Raw genomic sequence first — 20,764 nt, 5'->3', positions numbered from 1 at the left:
GAAACTCACACTCGTAGGCTTAAGACTTCCCATCTATCATGAATGCTGCTGTACACCGTCCCCTCACCACGTTTTTGCTCGGCCTGACTATACCGTTGATGGCCACGGCAGAGATGCGTGCTTGGAAAAATAAGGCCGGGGTCTCCATTGAGGCTGAAATGGTAGCTGTGGATGTGGCTGCACGCACCATCACCATCAAGCGTGCGGATGAAAAGACCTTCACCATCCCAATTGACAGTCTGAGCGATGAGGACAAAGCCTTTGCGGCAGAGCAGTGGAAAAAAATGCAGTCCATGCCTGCTGCCGCCCCTGCCACTGCGGCTGCGCCAGGAACTCCCACGTCCCCTGCGCCGGGTGCTCCAGCCCCTAAAACCGCCAGTGCCAAGCCAGCCCCTGCGCGGCCTGTTTTGGCCATCACCCCGGCCAATAAATTCAAGGTGCCAAACAGTGCTGACTACATCCGTACGGTGTTGAAAACCCGTCCTCGTTTGGTCCACGCAGCACAGGGCTGGGCCTATGTGAAGGGACTGCCAGCGGCAGATCCTGTGGCGGCTAAAATGCTGGAGAATCTCAAGGCTGGGGGTGAAAAGCTTCTGGAAGCGCCTGAACTGACGCGTATTTTTGGTGAGCAGCGTGGCACCGTGACACCGGGCTCTAAAGCCATCTTCCGTATGGCGACACTCGGCACTCTAAATTTTGTGGACGGTGATCCTCGCTGGAAAGAGCGTGGGGTGCGTGAATTGATCGCCATCACAGATCCAGCAACGTTTCAAAACTGGTATGTGGACGAGCCGCCTGTGACGGCAGATTTCCTCATCGCGGCGTCTTTGGGCTATGATTATTTCCGGGACGGTCTGAATGAAAAACAGGCGACGGATGCCCGCACTTACATGATTGAAAAAGGTATCGGGGCTCTGGCTGCTTTTCTCAAAGGAGAGCCCGTGCCAGAATCTGCCCGTGGCAAAGCCGCAGGCTCGGATGCGGCACCGAAACCTAAGGCAGCGCCGAAAGCTGCGGCGAAAGGTGAATCTGAAGAGGAGCCTGATTCTGAACACATGGCAGCGGCTTCGGCCCTCATTTTAGCCGCTTTTTGTTTGAGTGATGAAGACCCTAGCGCGGCTAAGCAGGCGATGGATGCGGCTGGTAAGGTCTTTGGTAAAGGCATGCTGCGCTTTGCCCCGGCGGGTATCTGGCCTGAAGGCATGGAGTCTGGAGAGCAGGTGCTAGATTACGCCATCCTGGTTTTGCAGACCTTGAAGGCAAACGCAGGCAGTGACCTCGGTTTCAGTCTTTTGGAAGGTCTGCCTCAAGCGGGCTTAGCCCGTGTACATCTGGTGGGACCTACCAACCAGTTGTTCAATTATGGGGATGCACAGGGTTCCGCCCTCACTCGGCCCTGGGTTTCCACTTGGTTAGCCGGAGCCCACGGCAACATGGGGACTAAGGCCCTCACCGCCGGCGCTGCTCCTGGACCGGATACGGCCTTTTTGAATCTGGCCGGTCACCTGATGTACTACAATCCGCATGCCGCAGGGGACGGTGCGCCGGACAGCATGGATTATTCCTTCCCAGGTGGTTCTGTGGCTGCCCTGCGTAGCAGTTGGGAAAAGGATGCTTATTACGTTGCCGTCAAAGGTGGCGACAATAGTATTCCGACTGCGCAGCTTGATTTGGGCAGCTTCGTTTTAGAAGCAGGTGGTAAACGCTGGGGCATTGAACTGGGCGGCGAAAGTGATCGGGCTCCCGGCTTTAAACCTGCTGCGGACCGGACCAAACGTTACGAACTTTATGTGGAAGGCACTCCGGGGCAAAACACCATTTCTTTAGGCGGAAACCAGGAACTGGATGCCAAAGCCTCCGTGATCGTCAGCCACAGCACACCAGCTCTGGGTATCACGGCCGTGGATCTCTCCAAAGGCTACTCCAAGGCCGCCAAAGATGCTTTTCGTGGAGCCATGATGGTGCGCGGGGCCAAACCTTATGTGGTGCTGCAAGATGATCTTTCGGTGAAAAATACCACCCCAGTGACATGGTCCATGCACACGCGTGCTGAAGTGACCGTAGAAGGCGGGAAGGCCACTCTGAAGGACAAGGAGCAGACCCTGCACGCGGTGATTCTATCTCCTGCCGGAGCAACCTTTACGACGGAAGATGCTCCAGAACCGAAGAGTGAGCAGATGAAAAAGCTGACCGGGATCAAGGTGCTCAAAGTCAATCTGGGTGCCGTAAAAGGGCCTCAGACGATCAGCATCGCTTTTGCTTTGGGCGAAGCCCCCCCGGTGAATCCGGTGAAACCCATCTCCGAATGGGAGCCCAAGCGCTAAAGCCTAATCCGTCATCCAACAAAAAAGCGCCAGAGGAGACTCTGGCGCTTTTTTGTTTATGAATGGAAGTGCTATCGAAGGGTTTTCGATGCTATCCATCCATTCGGGTGAGCCGATTAACCCACGATGATACCTTTTGATTTGCGCTCTTTTTCGCGCTCTAAGAGAGGAATAGCCTCGCTTGTTTCAATCAGCGGGATGCCGAGATCGCCGATCTTCGCGTAAGTAAGACCATTGAAGACAGACACGTCATTGGCGAGTCCTTTAAAGACATCTTCAACGCTGTAAAGCCCATTGGAGCCGCCGCAAGCCACGACGAGATCGCGCAGGATTTCCCAGGTGTCGCGAGCGTTCCCCGGAGCGTTGACTGCCTTGTTCAGTTTTTGCAGGCGGCCTGTGACATTGATCATGCTACCGCGCTTTTCTGCGTAGGCTGTGCCTGGAAGCACCACGTTGGAAAGCTCTGCTGTGGCATTGGCGAGAATGTGCAGGGTGGTGAGGAAACCGATTTTTTCGATGTCACGGCGTTCGAAACCGACTTTGAGGAGGTTTTCTCCCAGGGCCAGGACGGCACGAAGTCGGCCGCGGCTCATCAGTTCCGTGATGCCTGCAAGGCGGCTGCCAGGCTCAATGCCGAGGATCTCTTTGGCCCCGAGGGTATTGGGGTTTTTGTCGGCAGCGAAAAGATAGTTGTCTCCTTCGCTTTGACGTTGGATGACGTCCACATTTTCAGTGCCGAGCACCCGTGCAAGTTGCTTGACGAAGAAAAGCTCTTCATTGGTCATGCGGGCGCTGGCGATGATGGCGATTTCTTCGCCCTTCAGGCCAGAAAGACCTTCCGCCACGGCTTGGATGGATTTTTTCCAAGTGCTGATCTCATGCTTGCCACCGGATTTTACCAGAGGATCTGTGAGGCGGAACTCACTGTTGACGAAGTGGAAGTCGAGACGGCCACGGTCACACATCCACGTGGAGTTGACGTCGTTGTTTTCACGCGGGGTCTGGCGGAAAATGGTATCACCGCGGGCGCCGATTTCCATGTTGCAGCCACGGCCACAGCCTGTGCAAACGCTGTTAGTCTCGCTGAGGAACCAGACGCGCTGCTGAAAGCGGAAGTCCGTGGAGGTGAGGGCACCCACTGGGCAGATATCCACCGTGTTGAGGGAGTAATTGTGCTCCAAGCGCTTGCCAGGATGAACGGCCAGCGTGGTGTGGCTGCCGCGTTCGGTGAACCCCAGAACAGGCTCGTCCGCGATTTCCGCCGTGAAGCGGATGCAGCGGCTGCACATGATGCAGCGCTCGTCGTCCAGACGAACACGTGGGCCGATGTCCACATTCTTCGGCTTTTTGACCTTGTTCTCACGGAAGCGGCTTTCGCCCTTGCCGTGCTCCACGCTGAATTCCTGGAGGCGGCATTCGCCAGCCTGGTCACAGATGGGGCAATCTAGTGGATGGTTGATGAGAAGGAACTCCATCACTCCCTTGCGGCATTCCTGCGTCAAAACGGATTCCGTGCGGATGCCCATGCCTTCAGCGATGGTATTGGCACAAGCAATGACGGGACGTGGCATCCAGCCGATCTTCGGCATGCCATGTTCGTCCTTTTCTGCTTCTTGGCCAGGGGCTGGGCGAGGCGGCATGCCCATTTCTACGAGACACATGCGGCAATTGCCCGGGCTGGAAAGCTTCGGGTGGTAGCAATAATGCGGCACTTCTTTCTTCACCTGCTTGCAGGCTTCGATCATGCGAGTGCCCTTGGGAAACTTGTACCAGACGCCGTCAATTTGCACATTCACCAAGTCAACAGGTGGGGGTGCGGTGGGGGTAGCGGCGGCAGCGGGAGCAGACATGGGCGGAAAAGCGGAGTTTGGGGATTATCGGAGCCGTCGGGAGAGGGGCAACCCGAATTTGTGAAAAATTTCACAAGCAATGATACGGATGATTTCGCTCTTGGAGAAACACAGTTATTTCCTCAGAGAGCGTTCCTCCTGGCGTGGGCATCTTCTGGAAGTCTTGCTAGAACTGTTATGAGACACCGCTGACGTCCTTGTGATCTATGGAATGCGAATCTGATGATGTATTCAGTGGATCTTTTTGCAAAATCGAGGTGGTGCTCTTCCCGCCTATCTCGCTACTTTCTCCCCAGATCATGCCCATTTACGAGTTTTACTGCCCCGAGAACAACACGGTTTACCAGTTCCTCGCGCGGAGCCTTGCCTATGGAGACAAAGTGCCGACCTGCCCGGACAACCCTGCGTTTAAACTGCAAAAACAGGTTTCGCGTTTTGCGATCATTGGCAAGGCCAAGGAAAATCTGGAGGGGGACCCCTTTGCTGGATTGGATGAGGAAAAGATGGATGCTCTGATGCTCGAGATGGAAGGCGAGATGGGGGCGATGAATGAAGACAATCCCGATCCTAGGCAATTGGGCCATCTGATGCGGAAAATGACCGATTTGATGGGGGACAAAACACCTCCAGAGTTACGCGAGATGGTGAAGCGTCTGGAGGCAGGAGAAGATCCAGAAAAGCTGGATTCTGAATTTGGCGGGCTGGGAGAAGCGGGAGATGTGGACCTTTTTGCGACCGTTAAAAAGATGGTTCAGGGGGGGCGCGCACCCATTCGAAATCCCAAACTCTACGAAATGAGAGAGTGGGTGGGGCATGAGTAGAAGTGACGTTATAGTTCAGCCCAGGCCTGACCCAGGTGCCGGATGACATCCGTCGGTAGCGTGCTTTCGGCAGCTTGCGCACGTGCGTGGATCTCGGCGGCCCTGCCACAGAGCCAGGCGGCGAGGCCTGCGGCAAAATGCGTACGGATACCCTGGCCTATGAGGGCTGCGGAGACGCCCGTGAGCACATCCCCCATGCCTCCTATGGCCATACCAGGGTGACCGGTGGTGTTATACAGAGTGTCCAGCCCGTGGGTCGCAATGACAGTGCGGGCCCCTTTGAGAAGAAGAGTATGCCCTAAATGGTCGGTGGTCCAGCTTGCCGCCTGTTCACGTCGCGTGAAGTTGGCGCAGTTAGGCAGCAGCCTGGCCATTTCACCGGGATGAGGCGTGAAAAGATGCGAGGCAACGCAATCATCCAGAGTCTCATGTTCCTGGCGTGCCAGTGCGGTGAGGGCATCGGCATCCACGACGCAGCGCACTGATGTTTGACGAATCATCTCGATGTATTCAGCTTCATCGGTGAAACCCAGCCCGGGGCCGATGCCTATGGCGTCAAAACGCATGTTAAGCACCTCCCGGTAATCTTGGACGGATTTCACCATGACCTCAGGTGGGACGCGGCAAGCGAGGATGTCGTAGGCGTCTTCTTTGACAATCAAAGTCACCAGGCCAGCCCCAGCACGCAAGGCAGCGCGGCAGGCCAATTCGGCTGCCCCATAATACCCACGCGAGCCAGCGAGGATGCCCACCCGGCCTGCTTGGCCTTTGTGAAAATCAAAGTTCCGTCGCGGAAGGTGAGGGCGCAAAAACTCTGGGGTGAGCAGGTTTTCTTGAATTGCCTCCTTGGGCATGAACGGGGCCAGTTGAGGCAGGGGAACCAGCGCCAACCTGCCCACATGATGCGTCGCTGCATCAGCTACCAGGCCTTTTTTACAGGCGGCAACGGTGGCCGTGATGTCCGCCACCACACAGTCTGGGTGGGGCTGGCCTGTATCACCATCTAGACCCGAAGGAATGTCCATGGCGACGGTGACGGCCCGGTGGCTGATCCGTAGCTGGTTCATCTCCTGTGCAAGCGCAGAAAGACTGGGGCGCAAGGGCCCCTGGCTGCCGATGCCTAGCAATCCATCCAGCAAGACTACGGGAGCTTGGAGATTTAAAAGAGGCGGATGATGGAGCCTTTCCATGCCCTTTAACTCGTTCCAATGTTTCAGCGGCAGGGCTTTCATGTTACCCGGCTCGCCGCTAAGACGGGCCAGCAATGTCCATCCCTGTTTTTGGAGTTCGCGTCCAGCCACCAGGGCATCGCCGGCATTGTTGCCGCTTCCCAGGTAGAGAATGAGCGTGCCGGGGGTGAGAAAAAAATGGCGGATGACCTGGGCGATGCCTATGCCCGCCACCTCCATAAGATCGGATGCCTGCACGCCCTGGGCAAACGCACCTTCTTCCATCTCCTGCATCTGGCGGCATGTCACCAGCATGGTCGTGAGAGCTTATTTGGCACGTTTGTAAGCCACAATGCCCTGGGCGATGCCTTCGGCGATGCGGGCGCGGAATTCACCCGTCATCATACGGGCTCGTTCCGTGGGATTGCTGACGAAACCACACTCCACCAGCACGGCGGGGTTGCGCTCTGTTTTCCGGATGACATGGAAGCTGGCGTGCTTGACCCCACGGTTGGTCATGCGGGTGCGCTGGACCAAGTAAGCCTGGATGTAGGCAGCCAGAGTGTAGCCCCGGGAAAAGTGATAGAAGGTCTCGACTCCGCTGCCGCTGCCGCCACGGTTGTAGTTATAGTGGACGCTGACAAAGATGGCATTGCCATAGCGGTTGCCTGCGGCGGAGCGGTCTTGCAGGGGGATGAACACATCGCGGCTGCGGGTCATGATGACCTTGATGCCCTCTTTACGCAAAAGCTGCTCCACACGTCGGGCAGTATCCAGGGCGAGGTGCTTTTCATAAACGTAACCAATGGCAGCACCCCGGTCATGGTCTCCATGTCCTGCATCCAGGATCACGGTGTCAAAGGCCTGAGCCAAGGGGCTGAGGAACATGCTGGCGAAAAGCACGAGCCAGAGGACCTGAGACCGGAAAGAGGTGAAGTTCATGCAGGAAAATCGAGGGGGATGAAAGAACTGGCCGTGGACTGGCAGGCGGCAATCGAAACGCAAGCATGCAGACCGCTGGTAAAGAATCCAGTAAGCCTGTTTCAGGAGGAACGGTCAAGCAGTTTGGCGGATCCCTCTTCGGGCAAATTTCAGGCAAGTTCCATGCCACGATGGCGGTCACTGAAGCCTTATAAAAAATGACTTTTGACCTTTGTTCAAATGAGGGAAGGACTAGACTGAGCGACTTCATGAGATTCTTTCCGATTATAATGCTGCTTGTGGGAGGTTTTTGGACCTGCTCGGCTCTGGCCCAAACCCCTACCGCACCCAAGCCGACGCTGGCGAATGTCGCCTATGGCACGCATGAAAAGCAGGTGCTGGATTTCTATCAGGCGGCTTCAGACCAACCGGTGCCATTGCTGTTTTTCATCCACGGCGGTGGCTGGATGAATGGGGATAAAGCCAATCCTGACTTTCTGGCGAAATGCCTGGAATCTGGGATCTCTGTGGTGTCCATCAACTACCGCCTCATCCCAGACGTGAGTGCGGACAAAAGTGTGCCGCCGGTGAAGGCCTGTTTGGATGATTCAGCCCGCGCTCTGCAATTCGTGCGCAGCAAGGCCGCGGAATGGAAGATTGACAAAACTCGCATCGGCGGCTGCGGTGGTTCGGCAGGCGGATTCAATGCTCTTTGGCTGGCTTTTCACCCGGACATGGCCGATGCCAAAAGTGCAGACCCTGTGGCCCGTGAATCTACCCGGCTGACCTGCACGTTAGGCTTTGTCCCCCAGACATCCCTGGACCCGCAGCAGATGCGTGATTGGATTTCTAACAATGATTATGGTCACCACGCTTTTCTATTGGCCAGCTACCAGGAGTTTGTGGATAAGCGCGGGTCGCTGATGCCCTGGATTGAAAAGTTTTCGCCCTATGCTCTGGCGACCTCGGATGACCCCCCCGTATATCTGTTTTATGACTCGGTACCTGCCATGGGCAAGGATGCCAAAGACCCGCCACACTCCGCCAATTTCGGGGTGGGGCTGGAAGAGAAACTGAAGAAGGTGGGCATTCCTTATGAATTGAATTATACCGGAGGTCCAGAGGTGAAACACCCGGACATCTTTGGCTTTTTGTTGGAGCATTTGAAGTGAGTAAGCTCAAGGGAGATGCTGGACGAACGTGGGCAATGGTGGGACGAATGCGGCAGAGTTGTGTTTTGAGTTTACAATTTTCCATCTATGGCCGCGCAGGCTGAAAGTTGAAGGTTTGCCAAATCCGACACAAACTTTGCTGATGTTTTAGTCGTCCGCAGTCCGTTTCGGACGAGTGACAGGCTTGTGCCCAACCGCATGAAAGGGGCAAGCTGCTCAACCAACTGCATGAAAAAGTCGCTCTGCATTCTCTTCCTGTCGGCTGTCCCTGCTTGGGCAGCGATTGACTTTGCGCATCAGATTGTGCCCGTTTTGCGCAAGCACTGCGCTGAGTGTCACATGGGAGATAAAAAGAAAGGGGGCTTTTCCATGAATGATCGTGGTTCCCTGATGACGGGTGGGGAAAAAGGTCTGGTGGTGAATGCCAAAGTGCCGCATGAGAGCATGTTGTTAGACGTGGTAACCACTGAGGATAAAGAGCTGCGCATGCCGCCGAAGGGGCCGGGGCTAACCAAAGATGAAATCACCTTGCTGAAGCAGTGGGTGGCGGAAGGACTTCCCTGGGAAGCGGGTTTTGCCTTTAAAAAGCCAGCTTATGAGCCGCCTTTGAAACCACGCCAGGTGAACTTACCTTCTGCCATGGATGGGCGTGAAAATCCAGTGGATCGCCTGGTGGATGCCTACTTTGTAGAGCGGAAATTGGCTCGTCCAAAGATGTTAGAAGACGGCGCTTTCATGAGGCGCGCCTATCTGGATCTTATCGGCCTGTTGCCGATGCCGGAAGAATTGGCGGATTTTCAGGCGGACAAAACAGCGGGTAAGAGGGAACGTCTGGTGCAATCTTTGTTGGCCCGGGATGTGGACTATGCCGAACACTGGCTGACCTTTTGGAACGACCTGCTACGCAATGATTACGGCGGTACCGGATTCATCACCGGGGGCCGAAAGCAGATCAGCAAATGGCTGTATGAATCTTTGGTGAATAACAAAAGGTTTGACCAATTCACGCGTGAGCTCATCGCACCACCCACCGATGATAGCCGGGGTTTCATTGATGGCATCAAATGGCGTGGCGAGGTGAGTGCGGGGCAAACGGTGGAGATCCAGTTTGCACAGAGCGTGGGCCAGTCATTCTTGGGGATCAACCTGAAGTGCGCTTCCTGCCACGACAGCTTTGTGGACCGTTGGAAATTAGATGAAGCCTATGGACTGGCCGCGATCTATGCCGAGAAACCTCTGGACATTCATCGCTGTGACAAGCCCGTGGGACGTCAGGCGAAAGCAGGTTGGTTGTTTCCAGAGATCGGAAATGTAGAAGCCTCTGCGCCCAGGGCAGAACGTTTACAGCAATTGGCCGCCCTGATGACCCATCCTGAAAACGGGCGGTTCACTCGCACCATCGTGAATCGTCTTTGGCATCGTCTGATGGGGCGTGGCATCGTGCATCCTTTGGATGCCATGGACACACCTCCATGGAATGCGGATCTGCTGGACTTCTTAGCGACTCATTTGCAGAAAAATGAATATGATCTAAAGCAGACTCTGCAACTCATCGCCACTTCTCAGATTTATCAGTCCCGGGGAGATGTGATGACTGGCGAAGCCGAAGATGCAGCTTACGTCTTCAAAGGTGTGCGGTCCAAGCGACTAACGGCGGAGCAGTTTCTCGATGCAGTCTGGAGATTGACCGGAGCAGCACCCTCGAAAATGGATGCTTCCGTGTTCCGTGGGAAGCCTGATCCCGCGCTGGCCCAGCAGATTCAACTTCAAGGTAAATGGATTTGGGGAGACTCGGCGCTGCCTGGAAATATCCCACCCGCAGGAGAGAAGATCCTTTTGCGGAAGATTCTGAAACTGGATCAAGCCGTGGCTGCAGGATCTGCTATCATGACCTGTGACAATGGTTTTTCTCTCTACATCAACGGGCGCAAAGTGACAGGAAGCGAAAACTGGGAGCAGATTGTCGCTGTTCCATTGGCTGACAAACTTGTGGTTGGGCCAAATACCCTCGTGGTCATTGCCACCAATGCTGGCAAAGGACCCAATCCTGCCGGGTTGTATTTTGAGGCTCGGCTTAAGTTGGCGGATGGAAAAGAGATCTCTGTGACTACCGACGACACCTGGGAGTGGAATGCTACCATTCCGGAAGGCAAAGAAGGCCGACTGGGAGCCGTGGCGGCCAAGAGCTGGAAACCTGTGGTGGTGGTGAAAACTCTCGGGGCCTGGAAGCAACGGCTGGATTCACAGGGCCCGGCCCTGCTGGCTCAAGGTGGAAAAAATGGTCACCTCATGGTGCGGGCAAGTTTGCTGAAAAGCGATTTTCTGATGCGCTCTCTCGGGCGACCCAATCGGGATCAAATCGTCTCCATGCGTCCAAACGAGATTACCACATTGGAAGCGTTGGATCTATCCAATGGTGAGGCCTTGACGACCACGCTCGCACGTGGTGCTGAGACCCTGGCTGCACGTGACTGGAAAACTCCTGAGGCGCTTGTGAACTGGATTTATGAGTCAGTTCTTTCCCGAGATCCGACCAGCACGGAATTGCAAGCTGCCTTGGAAGCCATCGGCGAAAAGCCGACGGTGATTCCGATCCAAGATTTGTTATGGGCTGTGGTCATGCAGCCTGAGTTTCTGTTTGTTCGTTAACCTTTTAGAGGAATCCAGATCATGAACCTCGAATTCGATACCCAGGCACCGACATCCATTGTTAGGCGGGATTTTATCAAGCAACTGGCAGCGGCTGGAACGGCTGCATGGATGACGGGTGCTCCACAAATGGTGAAAGGCGCTGCGTTGCAACATCCCCAAGCGAAGGCGGATGCCTGCATCCTGCTCTGGATGGCTGGTGGCATGGCCGCACCGGAGACCTTTGACCCGAAACGTTATGTGCCCTTTGAAAAGGGTGTCGAAGTGGCGAAAATGCTGAGCACCTTTCCGGCGATTGATACGGCTGTGGATGGAGTCAAAATCTGTCAAGGTCTGGAGAATATCGCCCAAGTGATGGATCGTGCCACGCTCATCCGCAGTGCGGTGCAGCCTGATTTGGGCAGCATTTTGCACAGCCGTCATCAATACCATTGGCACACAGGGTATGTCCCCCCTCAGACGGTGGCTTGCCCGCACATTGGTTCCTGGATGGCGAAGGTGCTGGGGTCGCGAAATGCGGTGATGCCTTCATTTGTAAACATCGGTCAGAGGCTGGAAGGGGTGGGTGAAAGTGAGGAACTGAAAGCCTTTACGACGGCAGGCTTTTTTGGCAGCGAATATGGGCCCATGAACCTGCCTTATCCAGAAGATGCTGCGACCTCGGTGCGGCCACCCAAAGGCATGGATGCGGGGCGCTTTGCCAGTCGGGATAAGCTGTTCCGCAAACTGGTGGATCAAAGTCCGCAGCGTGATTACATGAGTGATCACCAGCAGCAGTCATTGATCCGCAGCATGAACAATGCCTATCGTTTGTTGAGTTCGAAAGAGCGGGAGGCTTTCGACATCACTTTGGAACCCAAGGAGAACTATGCCAAATATGACACAGGTCGTTTCGGTCGCGGCTGCTTGCTGGCTCGGAGACTGGTGGAGGCCGGTGTGCGTTTCGTCGAAGTGACGACGGAATATGTGCCCTTTTTCCAATGGGATACGCACAAGGATGGCCACACCACAGTGGAAGGACTGCACAAGGAGATGGACTTACCCATCGCCACCCTGGTGCGAGATCTTGAAGAACGGGGTTTGTTAGACCGCACATTGATTGTCCTTGCTAGTGAGTTCAGTCGAGATGCCATCATGGAGGGCAAGCCTGGATCCAATGCCAATGACCAAGCGACCTTTAAGGTGGAGCGCTTGGAGGAGATGAAACATTACGGTCTGCATCGGCATTTTACCGCAGGGACCAGTGTGGTGATGTTCGGGGGTGGTGTGAAGAAAGGTTTTGTTTATGGGGAGACGGCGGATGAACGCCCCCTGGTGGCGACCAAGAATCCAGTGAGTGTGATGGATCTACACGCCACCATCATGACCGCAATGGGCATCAGTCCGAAGACGGAATACCTCATCGAAGGTCGACCTTTTTATGTGACAGAAGATGGCAAAGGGAAGGCAGTGGCGGATCTTTTTGCTTAAACAGACACACTTTCCAGATGACTGGAAACATGGACGTTGTCTCAACGTTACCCGCTTGTGAAATCACTGCTATTCTTCTGCCTGCTCCTCCTTTGTGGCTTGGCATCTGCTGCACCGCCGAATGTTCTGTTTTTGTTTGCCGATGATATGCGCTCAGATTCCCTGGGAGCCCTGGGCGATCCTGTGGTGAAGACACCGAACTTAGATGGCTTGGTCCAGCGTGGATTCATCTTCACCAATGCTTACAATTTGGGAGGCAATTCGCCGGCGGTCTGTATGCCCAGCCGGAACATGATGATGAGTGGTCGTGCTTACACACGCTGGAAAGACTATCTGCCAGTTGGTGCGCCAGAAGCGCGTCGGGGTAAAATGAGTCCTGGAGACGGACCCAATTTTCCTTTGTCCATGAAGGACGCAGGTTACGAAACTTGGCACTTCGGAAAAAAGGGGAATTCGGCGAACCTCATCCAGGCGAAGTTTGATCACGTGCATTACCTGGAGCAAGATCACATGGATCGTCAGCATGGAGAACCAGGCCGTGAGATCATTGATGGGGCCATTCAATTTGTCAGTCAGCGCTCAGATACGAAACCTTTCTTTATGTATTTGGGGTTCAGCAATCCGCATGATCCCCGAGTCGCAGCGCAGTCTTATCGAGATCTCTATGTGGAGGCGCAAATGCCTTTGCCAAGAAACTACTTGCCAGTTCACCCCTTTGATAATGGCGAGATGATGGTGAGAGATGAAATGATCTCTCCTTGGCCACGCTCGCAGATAGAGATTCGCCGCACTTGGCGAGATTATTATGCGACGATCACTGGGCTGGACGCACAGATTGGCCGCTTAATGAAAGTTTTGCAGGAGCGTGGTTTGATGGAGAACACTCTCATTCTTTTTTCAGCGGATCAGGGGATCGCTATTGGCAGCCATGGTTTGTTAGGCAAGCAGAACCTCTATGACCACAGTGCCAAGGCCCCATTGGTCGTAGCTGGGCCCGGTATTCCAAAGGGGAAGAGCGCTGCATTGGTTCACCTGCTGGATATTTATCCCACGGTGTGTGATTTAGTCGGAGCAAATCAGCCAGCGGGGATAGATGGAATCTCCTTCAAGCCGGTGATTCTTGGAAAAAATAAAACCATGCGTGAGGCACTGCTGTTGACCTACATGGACAAACAACGCGGTCTGCGGGATGTGCGTTATAAGTTAATTCGTTATCCTCAGACAGGTGTCACGCAGCTCTTTGACTTGGAAAGTGATCCCCTAGAAATGCAGGATCTTTCGCTCCAGCCAGAGCTTCAGGAACGCAAACAAACCATGCTGAAAAAAATGGCCGAGTTGCAGGCGAAATTAGGTGATGATTTACCTCTTGAAGTTGCTCACCCACGATCTCCATCGTGGAAGATCCCGACTCCTGATGAGATCAAGATCCTGTCGTCGAAATGGAAAATGGAAGCTTCCCACGGGCATCGTGCTGGAGGGCCTCCCCCATTCCCAGTCCAGAAACACTGATTCGTCATTTTTTTTCCATTCATCATGAAGTTTCTTCTTGTTCTCATCTCCTTGTTGGCCGGTGGTGTCGCTCAGGCCGCAGAGAAGGTCCGGCCTAACATTGTATTCATTCTCGCTGATGATTTAGGGGGTAAGGACCTCGGCTGTTATGGCAGCACCTTTCATCAAACTCCTCACCTGGATGCATTGGCGAAACGAGGCATGCTTTTTACCCAAGCCTACTCGGCGAGCCCCTTGTGCTCCCCCACTCGCAGCAGCATCCTCACAGGCATGGCACCTGCCCGCACGGGGATTACAGCGCCAGCTGGTCATGTGCCGCAGGTGATTTTAGAAAAGGGGCTGATGAAGGGCGGGGCCCAAATGAGGGTCTTGGGCGCGGAATCCGTGACACGCATGCGGACGGAGTATGTGACCCTTGCAGAGCTCTTGAAGCAGGCAGGTTATCGCACGGGACATTTTGGCAAGTGGCATCTTGGACCCGCTCCTTATTCGCCTCTGGAGCAGGGTTTTGACGTGGATCTGCCTCATACACCTGGACCAGGGCCAGGGGGGGGCAATGGCTACTTTGCTCCCTGGGCCTTCTGGAAGAATGAAGGTAGTCCTGGGGACCACATCGAAGACCGCATGGCCGAAGAGGCCGTGAAATTCATGCGTGAGAACAAGGATCGCCCATTCTTTCTCAACTACTGGGCGTTCAGCGTGCACTCTCCCTGGATGGCCAAAGCAGACTACATCACAGAAGCTGCGCTACATGCCAACCCAAACAGCGGTCAGCGTAATCCCATGTATGCTGGTATGATTCGCAGTCTGGATGAGGCCGTAGGGCGCCTAACAAAAACTTTGGATGAGCTGAACTTGAGTGAAAAAACGCTCGTGGTTTTCACCAGCGACAATGGCGCGTGGCACAATGTGCCGAAAGAAGCGATGGGTAAAAACAGCAGTTATTCCAATGTGCCTGTGACTAGCAATGCCCCTTTCCGAAGCGGTAAAGCGAGTAATTATGAAGGCGGCACACGGGTGCCTTTACTCATTGCCTGGCCTGGCCATGTGGAGCCAGGCAGTCAGAGTGCTGAGGTGGTGCAAAGTGTGGATTTTTTCCCCACCTTGGTGGAGCTATGCCACTTAAAGTCCCCGGAAGGGCAGCCTCTAGATGGTGTGAGTATCGCGTCCGCAATGAAGGGCGGAAAGGTGGAGCGTGAATCCATTTTCTGTCATTTTCCCCATGGTGGTAGATCGGATATTGAGGGTTTTCTACCGAGCACCTGGGTTCGACGTGGAGACTGGAAGCTGATACGTTTTTTTGCGGCGTCTGAGGATGGGAGTGATCGACTGGAGCTTTATAATCTGGCAGAGGATGTGGGGGAAACTAAAAATCTAGCGGCAGAAATGCCCGAGTTGGTTTCAGACCTCAATAGACTGATCAGCGATTATTTGAAGCGCACGGAAGCCGTGGTGCCGCAGCTTAATCCAGCCTACCAGCGTAAGAGTGAACCTTTTGCGAAAGGGCGTGTGTTCGCCGGCTGGAAATCGAGCGAGCATGCGAAGCTGGAGCTCACGCCCGAGGGCGCGCTGATCATCGACTGCACAGGAGGAGATCCCTGGTTGGCGACCACACTCGTGCCTCAAGGTAAGCATGATTCCATGACGGTGAAGATCCGGTGGCGGTGCACGGCCAAAGGGCAGCCTTTGATTTATTACACCACTATTCAAGGGCAGCCTTTCCACAAAGAGCGCACAGTGCCTTTGCTAGGGAAACCTGACGGTGAATGGCATGAGCAGTCTGTTCAGCTACCGGTGAAGAGTCTCCATTCTCTGCGGCTCGATCCCGCTCAGGGAAAGGGCAGGGTAGAGATTTCCAATCTTTCTCTAATGGGGGGCGATGGCAAGGTGTTGCAAGTATGGCTGCCGTACAAGAAGCCATGATTTGAAGTAAAGATGGTTAGCCTAGATTTCGAAAACTCATGAAAGCGATTGTTTTATTTGTGCTCATTGGACTCATCAGTTTTCATCATGGTCTTGATGCGGCTCCAAATGTCCTGCTGATCTACAGCGATGATCACGGCTGGGCGGATCTAGGGCTGCAAGGGGTGGACCCAGATATTAAAACGCCTCACCTGGACCAACTTGCGAGGGATGGAGTACGTTTTTCTCGTGGCTATGTTAGCGCCCCACAGTGTGTGCCTTCCCGTGCAGGGGTGATCACAGGCACTCACCAAAATCGTTTTGGAGTGGATGATAATAACAAGGGACCGCTACCTTTAGATGTGCTGACTCTACCAGAGAGGCTAAAACAGGCAGGTTATGTCACCGGCATGTGTGGCAAATGGCATCTGGATCTAGGGAATAAAAAAGATGGTCCAAAGACCCTGCGCATCTTGCCTGACCACATGCCGCACAGGCACGGTTTTGATGAATACTGGCGTGGGGAGATGCGCCAGTATTATGCCTCTCATGGACTCGACGGACAGCCCTTTGAGGGTGCGCCAAGATTGGTATTGGATGATCGTTTTCGCATCACGGTGCAGACGGAGGCCGCACTGAGTTTCCTGGATCGAAGGGTGGCGAAGCCGGAGGTGCCTTGGTTCCTTTACCTTGCTTGGTATGCGCCTCATGTGCCGTTGGAGTCACCGGAACCCTGGTATGCCAAGACACCCACACATCTGCCGAAGGAACGTCGTCAGGCCTTGGCAATGATCGCCGCGATGGATGACGGCATCGGGCGACTGCGGACGAAGCTCAAGGAGATGGGTGCCGAGAAAAACACACTGATCTTTTTTATCGGAGACAATGGGGCTCCGCTTAAACGTGGAGCGTGGAATGGTTCTCTGAATGACCCCTTGGTGGGTGAAAAAGGCATGCTGACAGATGGCGGTGTCAGGGTGCCTTTTGTCGCGGCATGGCCTGGCCAAATTCCAGCGGGAAAAGTGTATGAGCAGCCGGTGATGAACCTCGACGTGGCAGCGACTGCCGTGGCCTTGGCTGGACTGCCTCATGACCAAGCACTGGATGGGGTGAATCTTATGCCTTACCTTCTAGGAGAAACCCAAGCATCTCCCCATGAAGCTCTTTTTTGGCGTTGGCGCAGCCAAGCCGCTGTGCTGGAGCACCCCTGGAAGTTGATTGATCTGGGGGGCAAGGAGACCTTTCTTTTCAATGTTTCTGTGCCCACTGGCGAGACGAAAAATCTCATAGACAAGCATCCAGAAATCGCCGCTCGGTTGGATGTAAAACTCAAAGCTTGGAGTCAGACCTTAAAACGTCCTGGAGCTGCTGAACCCCTGCATCCTCAAGATGTGGTTTTCTTTGCAGATCATGTAAAGTCGGCTTTGGCACCAGTGGTTCCTAAAGCAACAGCCGCAGAACCAGGAAGCGTGCAAGGCTGGATTTGCCGAAATGGCAGTCTTGAAGAAACAGAGACGGGGCTGCGAATCATCCCACAGGGCAGGGGGGCTAAAGCTTCCCGTGTCTTCATCACACGCCCAGGTCTCTCCGTTCCAGGCCCGGTCACACTCACTCTGCGAGCGCGAGCACGGAAAGGAGGGACTGCAACGGTAAGCTGGAGGACGAAAGCGGAAGTGGACTTCACCCCAGCGAATCAAACCTCCTTTGAGTGGCCTGCTGGCACAGATTGGCAGGAGGTAAAGCTGCCACTGCCCATCCAAGGAAAGCTGATTCATTTGCGGATCACTCCGGCAGGAACCCTGTCGGATCTGGAGATCCAATTCATCGAACTGACAGGTAAAGGTGAAGCTTCTACTCATTGGCAGTTTGGTCGCCAGCTCTAAAAAGCACGAACGCAAAATCCAGGATTCTACTTGGGCTGGTTCATTCTCCCGCTAAAATGTTCAGCCATGAGTCCGTCTTCAAAAATGAAACGTCCCTCCGCCATCACGGTGGAGGAGTTTTTCAGAACCAACGAAAAGGCATTGAAGCTGCGTTTGGTCGGCAGCGATGCGGGCTTCAAACGCAAGATCTCAGAGCCTTCGGTGAATCGGCCAGGCCTTGCCCTTTCGGGGTTTTTCACCTATTTCGCTTACAAACGGGTGCAGATCATCGGGAATTCTGAGCATTCCTTTTTGGAGGGACTGGAGCCTAAATTGCGAGCCGCCCGCTTCAGCCAATTGTGCAGTTGGGAGATTCCCTGCCTCATCGTGGCCCGTGGACATCGTCTGAGTGAGGAATTGGTAGCCATAGCGAATGAAGCCGGCATTTCCGTTTTCCAGACCAGCATGATCACCATGAAATTCATCAATGCAGCCACCATCAAGCTGGAGTGGGCCTTTGCCCCCACCATGCTCGTGCACGGGTGCCTGGTGGATGTGCAGGGCATTGGCGTTCTGGTGCAGGGGAAAAGTGGCTGTGGTAAAAGTGAAAGTGTCATTGGGCTCTTGCAGCGCGGTGCCAGCCTCGTGGCGGACGATGCCGTGCGCTTACGCCTCGTCGAAGAACGTGAAATTGTGGGTTCTGCCCCCGAAATGACCCGTAACATGATTGAAATTCGTGGCCTCGGAATTCTCAATGTAGCCGCCCTTTTCGGGGTGGGGTCTGTCCGCATGAGCAAAAGGCTGGATTTAGCAGTGAATCTCGTCCACCTCCAGGAATCCAATGACCTGGAGCGAGTAGGCATGGAAAATCAGACGACTGAGGTCATGGGAATGACCATCGCCAAAGTGGATATTCCAGTGGCCCCAGGCCGCGACGTGGCGGGTTTGATCGAATTAGCGGCCTTAAATTACAAATTGCGCACCTTTGGCTACAACAGCGCAGTAGAGTTTGATCAAAGATTGTTGAAAAAGATGGCGGACGACCAGATAGGTTAATACGCGCCTAGCCAACCCACCCGCATGACTCTCAGTAAAGACCTCACCATCCGAAACAAGATGGGCATGCATGCCCGTCCTGCGGCGCAATTTGTTAAGAGGGCTAGCAAATATAAGTGCGACGTCTGGGTGGAAAAAGACGAAGAGCCCGTGAATGGCAAAAGCATCATGGGGCTCATGATGCTGGCGGCTGGCCGCGGCGAAGTGATCAAGCTAACAACGGAAGGTGTGGATGCCGAGGCTGCCATGGCAGACTTGGAGGAACTCGTCCTTTCCGGCTTTGGAGATGTGGAGTAAGCGGCTGCTTACTCACAGATCCAGACCGCTGTTCCCACAGGTGTCAGATCGTAGAGTTCAATCATGGCCTCATTTTTCAGCCGAATGCACCCGTGGCTAGCTGGTCGCCCGATGCTGCGTTCGTCATTGGTTCCATGAATGTAGATGTAACGCTGCCAAGTATTGGAATTGCGTTTTTCCACCCCGTCCAGCCACAAAATGCGGCTTAAAATGAGATCATCCGGAGTTATGAAGTCTTCTGTCCAAAGCCCCACTGGCTGACGAGATTTAAAAATCGTGCCCGAAGGCGCCCCTTCACCGTGCTTTTCCCGGACGACGAAACCGCCAAGAGGCGTCTTATGGCTCCCTTCCGTGTAGCCTAAACCAAATTTTGAAGTACTGCATGGCCAGCGCTTCACTTGGCGGATGCCGTCCCACAGTTCCAAAGTTTGGGTGCCGACAGAGACTTCGATGCGTGGGTGGATGAGATTCACTCGGAGATGACTTACACAGATCAGCGACTTTGACAAATGATCGCATCCGGTGAGCGCCTTCTCGCGGTGAGGGTAACCTTTGCATGACAGCATGCTTAAAAGGGGCGAAAGGGAGATGCAGCTTCATTCAGGAGATGCCGCCTTTTTTTCCATGCAACGATTCAACTGTGACTGTGGCAATGTGATCTTCTTTGGCAGTTCTCGCTGTCTAAAATGTGGAAAGGAGGTGGGTTATGACCCATACACCAATGAAATGCTACGGATCCAGCCATCCGTGGGCATGAAACTCTGCGAAAATGGCGTGAAGCATGGGGTGTGTAATTGGCTGGTTCCGGCGAATTCTCGCCAGAAGCTCTGTCTGGGGTGTCTGATGAATCGCACCATTCCAGATCTGAATTCAGAGCGTAACCTGATCCTCTGGGGGCGCATGGAGATGGCTAAAAAACGGCTTATCTACACACTTCTGCACATTGGCATCACGCTGCCTTTGAAATCAGAAAACCCTGCGGATGGACTCGCCTTTGACATCATCAGCACCGTTTCAAATCCCACCGTTACAACAGGGCACCTCAATGGCGTAATCACGGTGAATTTAGAAGAGGCCGATGATACCTATCGGCAAATCAATCGGCAGCAGTTGGGTGAAAACAGTCGCACCTTGTTAGGCCACTTTCGTCACGAAAGCGCACATTACCTCTGGCAGCGGTTTCTCTCGAATCTGCCCTGGGAAGACCCCTTGCGTATGGCTTTTCGTGAGCGTTTCGGAGACGAATGGCTAGACTATGCCGGAGCCTTGAGCGCGCATTATCAAAAAGGTCCTTCAACGGGTTGGGAGCAAAACTACATCACGGGTTATGCAGCCTCTCACCCTTGGGAAGACTGGGCAGAAACCTGGGCTCACTATCTCCAGATAGCCGATGGTCTCGAGACTTGCGAAGGATTGGGCATCCAGGTGCAACACGTGGCGCTTCCCCTGGTCTTGATGCCAGTGGAGGCGGGTTTTTTACCCACGATTTTAAAGCATGATCCCGTCGCTAACGATGAGTTCTTGGCTTGGCTCCAGCGCTGGATTTGTCTTTCTACGGTGCTCAATGAGATCTCCAATAGCCTAGGCGAGTCGGCCTTATATCCGTTTGTGATTCCTGTTAAAGTCGCCCAAAAGCTACGTCTAGCACATCACTTTGCTCAAGTATGGGGTCGGCGTTTGTGAGGGCATGGTTTGGATCAGAGCTACTCAGGCTGCGGTCATCTAGGCCAAGAAAGAAAACTTGACTGTTCCGCCAAATAAC

Annotated in this window: 15 protein-coding genes; 11 read left to right on the top strand and 4 right to left on the bottom strand. The window is 54.2% G+C overall.

All coding sequences use genetic code 11. The annotated features are described in order from the left end of the window. Positions 1-38 precede the first annotated feature (38 nt). Positions 39-2,324 (top strand): heparinase II/III family protein, encoded by a 2,286-nt coding sequence (locus tag HNQ64_RS22500; RefSeq protein ID WP_184212901.1) that lies wholly within the window; start codon positions 39-41, stop codon positions 2,322-2,324. Positions 2,325-2,440: 116 nt separating this feature from the next. On the opposite strand, the gene HNQ64_RS22495 is transcribed toward HNQ64_RS22500, so the two are convergent. Then, complete coding sequence (locus HNQ64_RS22495; RefSeq protein WP_184212900.1) at positions 2,441-4,174, bottom strand: molybdopterin-dependent oxidoreductase; 1,734 nt, start codon at positions 4,172-4,174, stop codon at positions 2,441-2,443. Positions 4,175-4,380: 206 nt separating this feature from the next. On the opposite strand from HNQ64_RS22495, the gene HNQ64_RS22490 reads away from it, so the two are divergent. After that, positions 4,381-4,995, top strand: coding sequence for an FmdB family zinc ribbon protein (locus tag HNQ64_RS22490; RefSeq protein WP_246431169.1), 615 nt, complete (start codon positions 4,381-4,383; stop codon positions 4,993-4,995). An 8-nt stretch (positions 4,996-5,003) separates the two neighbouring features. On the opposite strand, the gene HNQ64_RS22485 is transcribed toward HNQ64_RS22490, so the two are convergent. Together HNQ64_RS22485 and HNQ64_RS22480 are read right to left on the bottom strand one after the other, a co-directional pair. Then, on the bottom strand, positions 5,004-6,479 hold the full coding sequence (locus HNQ64_RS22485; RefSeq protein WP_184212899.1) for an NAD(P)H-hydrate dehydratase: 1,476 nt from the start codon (positions 6,477-6,479) through the stop codon (positions 5,004-5,006). Positions 6,480-6,491: 12 nt separating this feature from the next. After that, the gene (locus HNQ64_RS22480) at positions 6,492-7,106 is read right to left on the bottom strand and encodes an N-acetylmuramoyl-L-alanine amidase family protein (protein WP_184212898.1); all 615 of its coding nucleotides are present in this window, start codon (positions 7,104-7,106) and stop codon (positions 6,492-6,494) included. Positions 7,107-7,354: 248 nt separating this feature from the next. Here HNQ64_RS22480 and HNQ64_RS22475 point away from each other — a divergent pair, with 248 nt between their 5' ends. The 8 genes from HNQ64_RS22475 (at position 7,355) to HNQ64_RS22440 (ending at position 19,002) form a co-directional block, all read left to right on the top strand. After that, entirely contained in the window at positions 7,355-8,257 is a 903-nt protein-coding gene (locus HNQ64_RS22475; protein ID WP_184212897.1) for an alpha/beta hydrolase, read from the top strand. A gap of 228 nt (positions 8,258-8,485) precedes the next feature. Further along, positions 8,486-10,906, top strand: a complete 2,421-nt coding sequence (locus HNQ64_RS22470) for a DUF1549 domain-containing protein (RefSeq protein ID WP_221305538.1) — start codon at positions 8,486-8,488, stop codon at positions 10,904-10,906. Between the two features lie 21 nt (positions 10,907-10,927). Further along, complete coding sequence (locus HNQ64_RS22465) at positions 10,928-12,376, top strand: DUF1501 domain-containing protein (protein WP_184212895.1); 1,449 nt, start codon at positions 10,928-10,930, stop codon at positions 12,374-12,376. 57 nt (positions 12,377-12,433) lie between these two features. Next, positions 12,434-13,885: a sulfatase-like hydrolase/transferase gene (locus tag HNQ64_RS22460; RefSeq protein ID WP_343075919.1), complete on the top strand. Its 1,452-nt coding sequence runs from the start codon at positions 12,434-12,436 to the stop codon at positions 13,883-13,885. Positions 13,886-13,909: 24 nt separating this feature from the next. Then, entirely contained in the window at positions 13,910-15,808 is a 1,899-nt protein-coding gene (locus HNQ64_RS22455; protein ID WP_184212893.1) for a sulfatase, read from the top strand. A gap of 38 nt (positions 15,809-15,846) precedes the next feature. Continuing rightward, on the top strand, positions 15,847-17,670 hold the full coding sequence (locus tag HNQ64_RS22450) for a sulfatase family protein (protein WP_184212892.1): 1,824 nt from the start codon (positions 15,847-15,849) through the stop codon (positions 17,668-17,670). Between the two features lie 84 nt (positions 17,671-17,754). Then, positions 17,755-18,705 carry an HPr(Ser) kinase/phosphatase gene (hprK, locus tag HNQ64_RS22445; RefSeq protein ID WP_246431168.1) on the top strand — a complete coding sequence of 317 codons (951 nt, stop codon included), beginning with the start codon at positions 17,755-17,757 and terminating at the stop codon, positions 18,703-18,705. A gap of 24 nt (positions 18,706-18,729) precedes the next feature. Next, positions 18,730-19,002, top strand: coding sequence for an HPr family phosphocarrier protein (locus tag HNQ64_RS22440; protein ID WP_184212890.1), 273 nt, complete (start codon positions 18,730-18,732; stop codon positions 19,000-19,002). A gap of 8 nt (positions 19,003-19,010) precedes the next feature. On the opposite strand, the gene HNQ64_RS22435 is transcribed toward HNQ64_RS22440, so the two are convergent. Then, positions 19,011-19,475 carry a L,D-transpeptidase gene (locus HNQ64_RS22435; RefSeq protein WP_343075918.1) on the bottom strand — a complete coding sequence of 155 codons (465 nt, stop codon included), beginning with the start codon at positions 19,473-19,475 and terminating at the stop codon, positions 19,011-19,013. 151 nt (positions 19,476-19,626) lie between these two features. On the opposite strand from HNQ64_RS22435, the gene HNQ64_RS22430 reads away from it, so the two are divergent. Next, a complete protein-coding gene (locus HNQ64_RS22430) occupies positions 19,627-20,685 on the top strand; it encodes a zinc-binding metallopeptidase family protein (RefSeq protein WP_184212888.1) in 1,059 nt (352 codons plus the stop codon). Positions 20,686-20,764: the final 79 nt, after the last annotated feature.

It is taken from the genome of Prosthecobacter dejongeii (assembly GCF_014203045.1).
Taxonomy (GTDB): domain Bacteria; phylum Verrucomicrobiota; class Verrucomicrobiia; order Verrucomicrobiales; family Verrucomicrobiaceae; genus Prosthecobacter; species Prosthecobacter dejongeii.
Note: the sequence above shows the minus strand (reverse complement) of the source record. Positions and strands in the feature narration are given on the sequence as shown.

What these genes read in the sequence shown, in the direction of transcription:
- HNQ64_RS22465 (WP_184212895.1), top strand. Translation starts at nt 10,928, where the DNA reads ATGAACCTCGAATTCGATACCCAGGCACCGACATCCATTGTTAGGCGG.
- HNQ64_RS22470 (WP_221305538.1), top strand. Translation starts at nt 8,486, where the DNA reads ATGAAAAAGTCGCTCTGCATTCTCTTCCTGTCGGCTGTCCCTGCTTGG.
- HNQ64_RS22430 (WP_184212888.1), top strand. Translation starts at nt 19,627, where the DNA reads ATGCAACGATTCAACTGTGACTGTGGCAATGTGATCTTCTTTGGCAGT.
- HNQ64_RS22495 (WP_184212900.1), bottom strand. Translation starts at nt 4,174, where the DNA reads ATGTCTGCTCCCGCTGCCGCCGCTACCCCCACCGCACCCCCACCTGTT.
- HNQ64_RS22450 (WP_184212892.1), top strand. Translation starts at nt 15,847, where the DNA reads ATGAAAGCGATTGTTTTATTTGTGCTCATTGGACTCATCAGTTTTCAT.
- HNQ64_RS22485 (WP_184212899.1), bottom strand. Translation starts at nt 6,479, where the DNA reads ATGCTGGTGACATGCCGCCAGATGCAGGAGATGGAAGAAGGTGCGTTT.
- HNQ64_RS22455 (WP_184212893.1), top strand. Translation starts at nt 13,910, where the DNA reads ATGAAGTTTCTTCTTGTTCTCATCTCCTTGTTGGCCGGTGGTGTCGCT.
- HNQ64_RS22500 (WP_184212901.1), top strand. Translation starts at nt 39, where the DNA reads ATGAATGCTGCTGTACACCGTCCCCTCACCACGTTTTTGCTCGGCCTG.
- hprK (WP_246431168.1), top strand. Translation starts at nt 17,755, where the DNA reads ATGAAACGTCCCTCCGCCATCACGGTGGAGGAGTTTTTCAGAACCAAC.
- HNQ64_RS22475 (WP_184212897.1), top strand. Translation starts at nt 7,355, where the DNA reads ATGAGATTCTTTCCGATTATAATGCTGCTTGTGGGAGGTTTTTGGACC.
- HNQ64_RS22440 (WP_184212890.1), top strand. Translation starts at nt 18,730, where the DNA reads ATGACTCTCAGTAAAGACCTCACCATCCGAAACAAGATGGGCATGCAT.
- HNQ64_RS22480 (WP_184212898.1), bottom strand. Translation starts at nt 7,106, where the DNA reads ATGAACTTCACCTCTTTCCGGTCTCAGGTCCTCTGGCTCGTGCTTTTC.
- HNQ64_RS22490 (WP_246431169.1), top strand. Translation starts at nt 4,381, where the DNA reads ATGGAATGCGAATCTGATGATGTATTCAGTGGATCTTTTTGCAAAATC.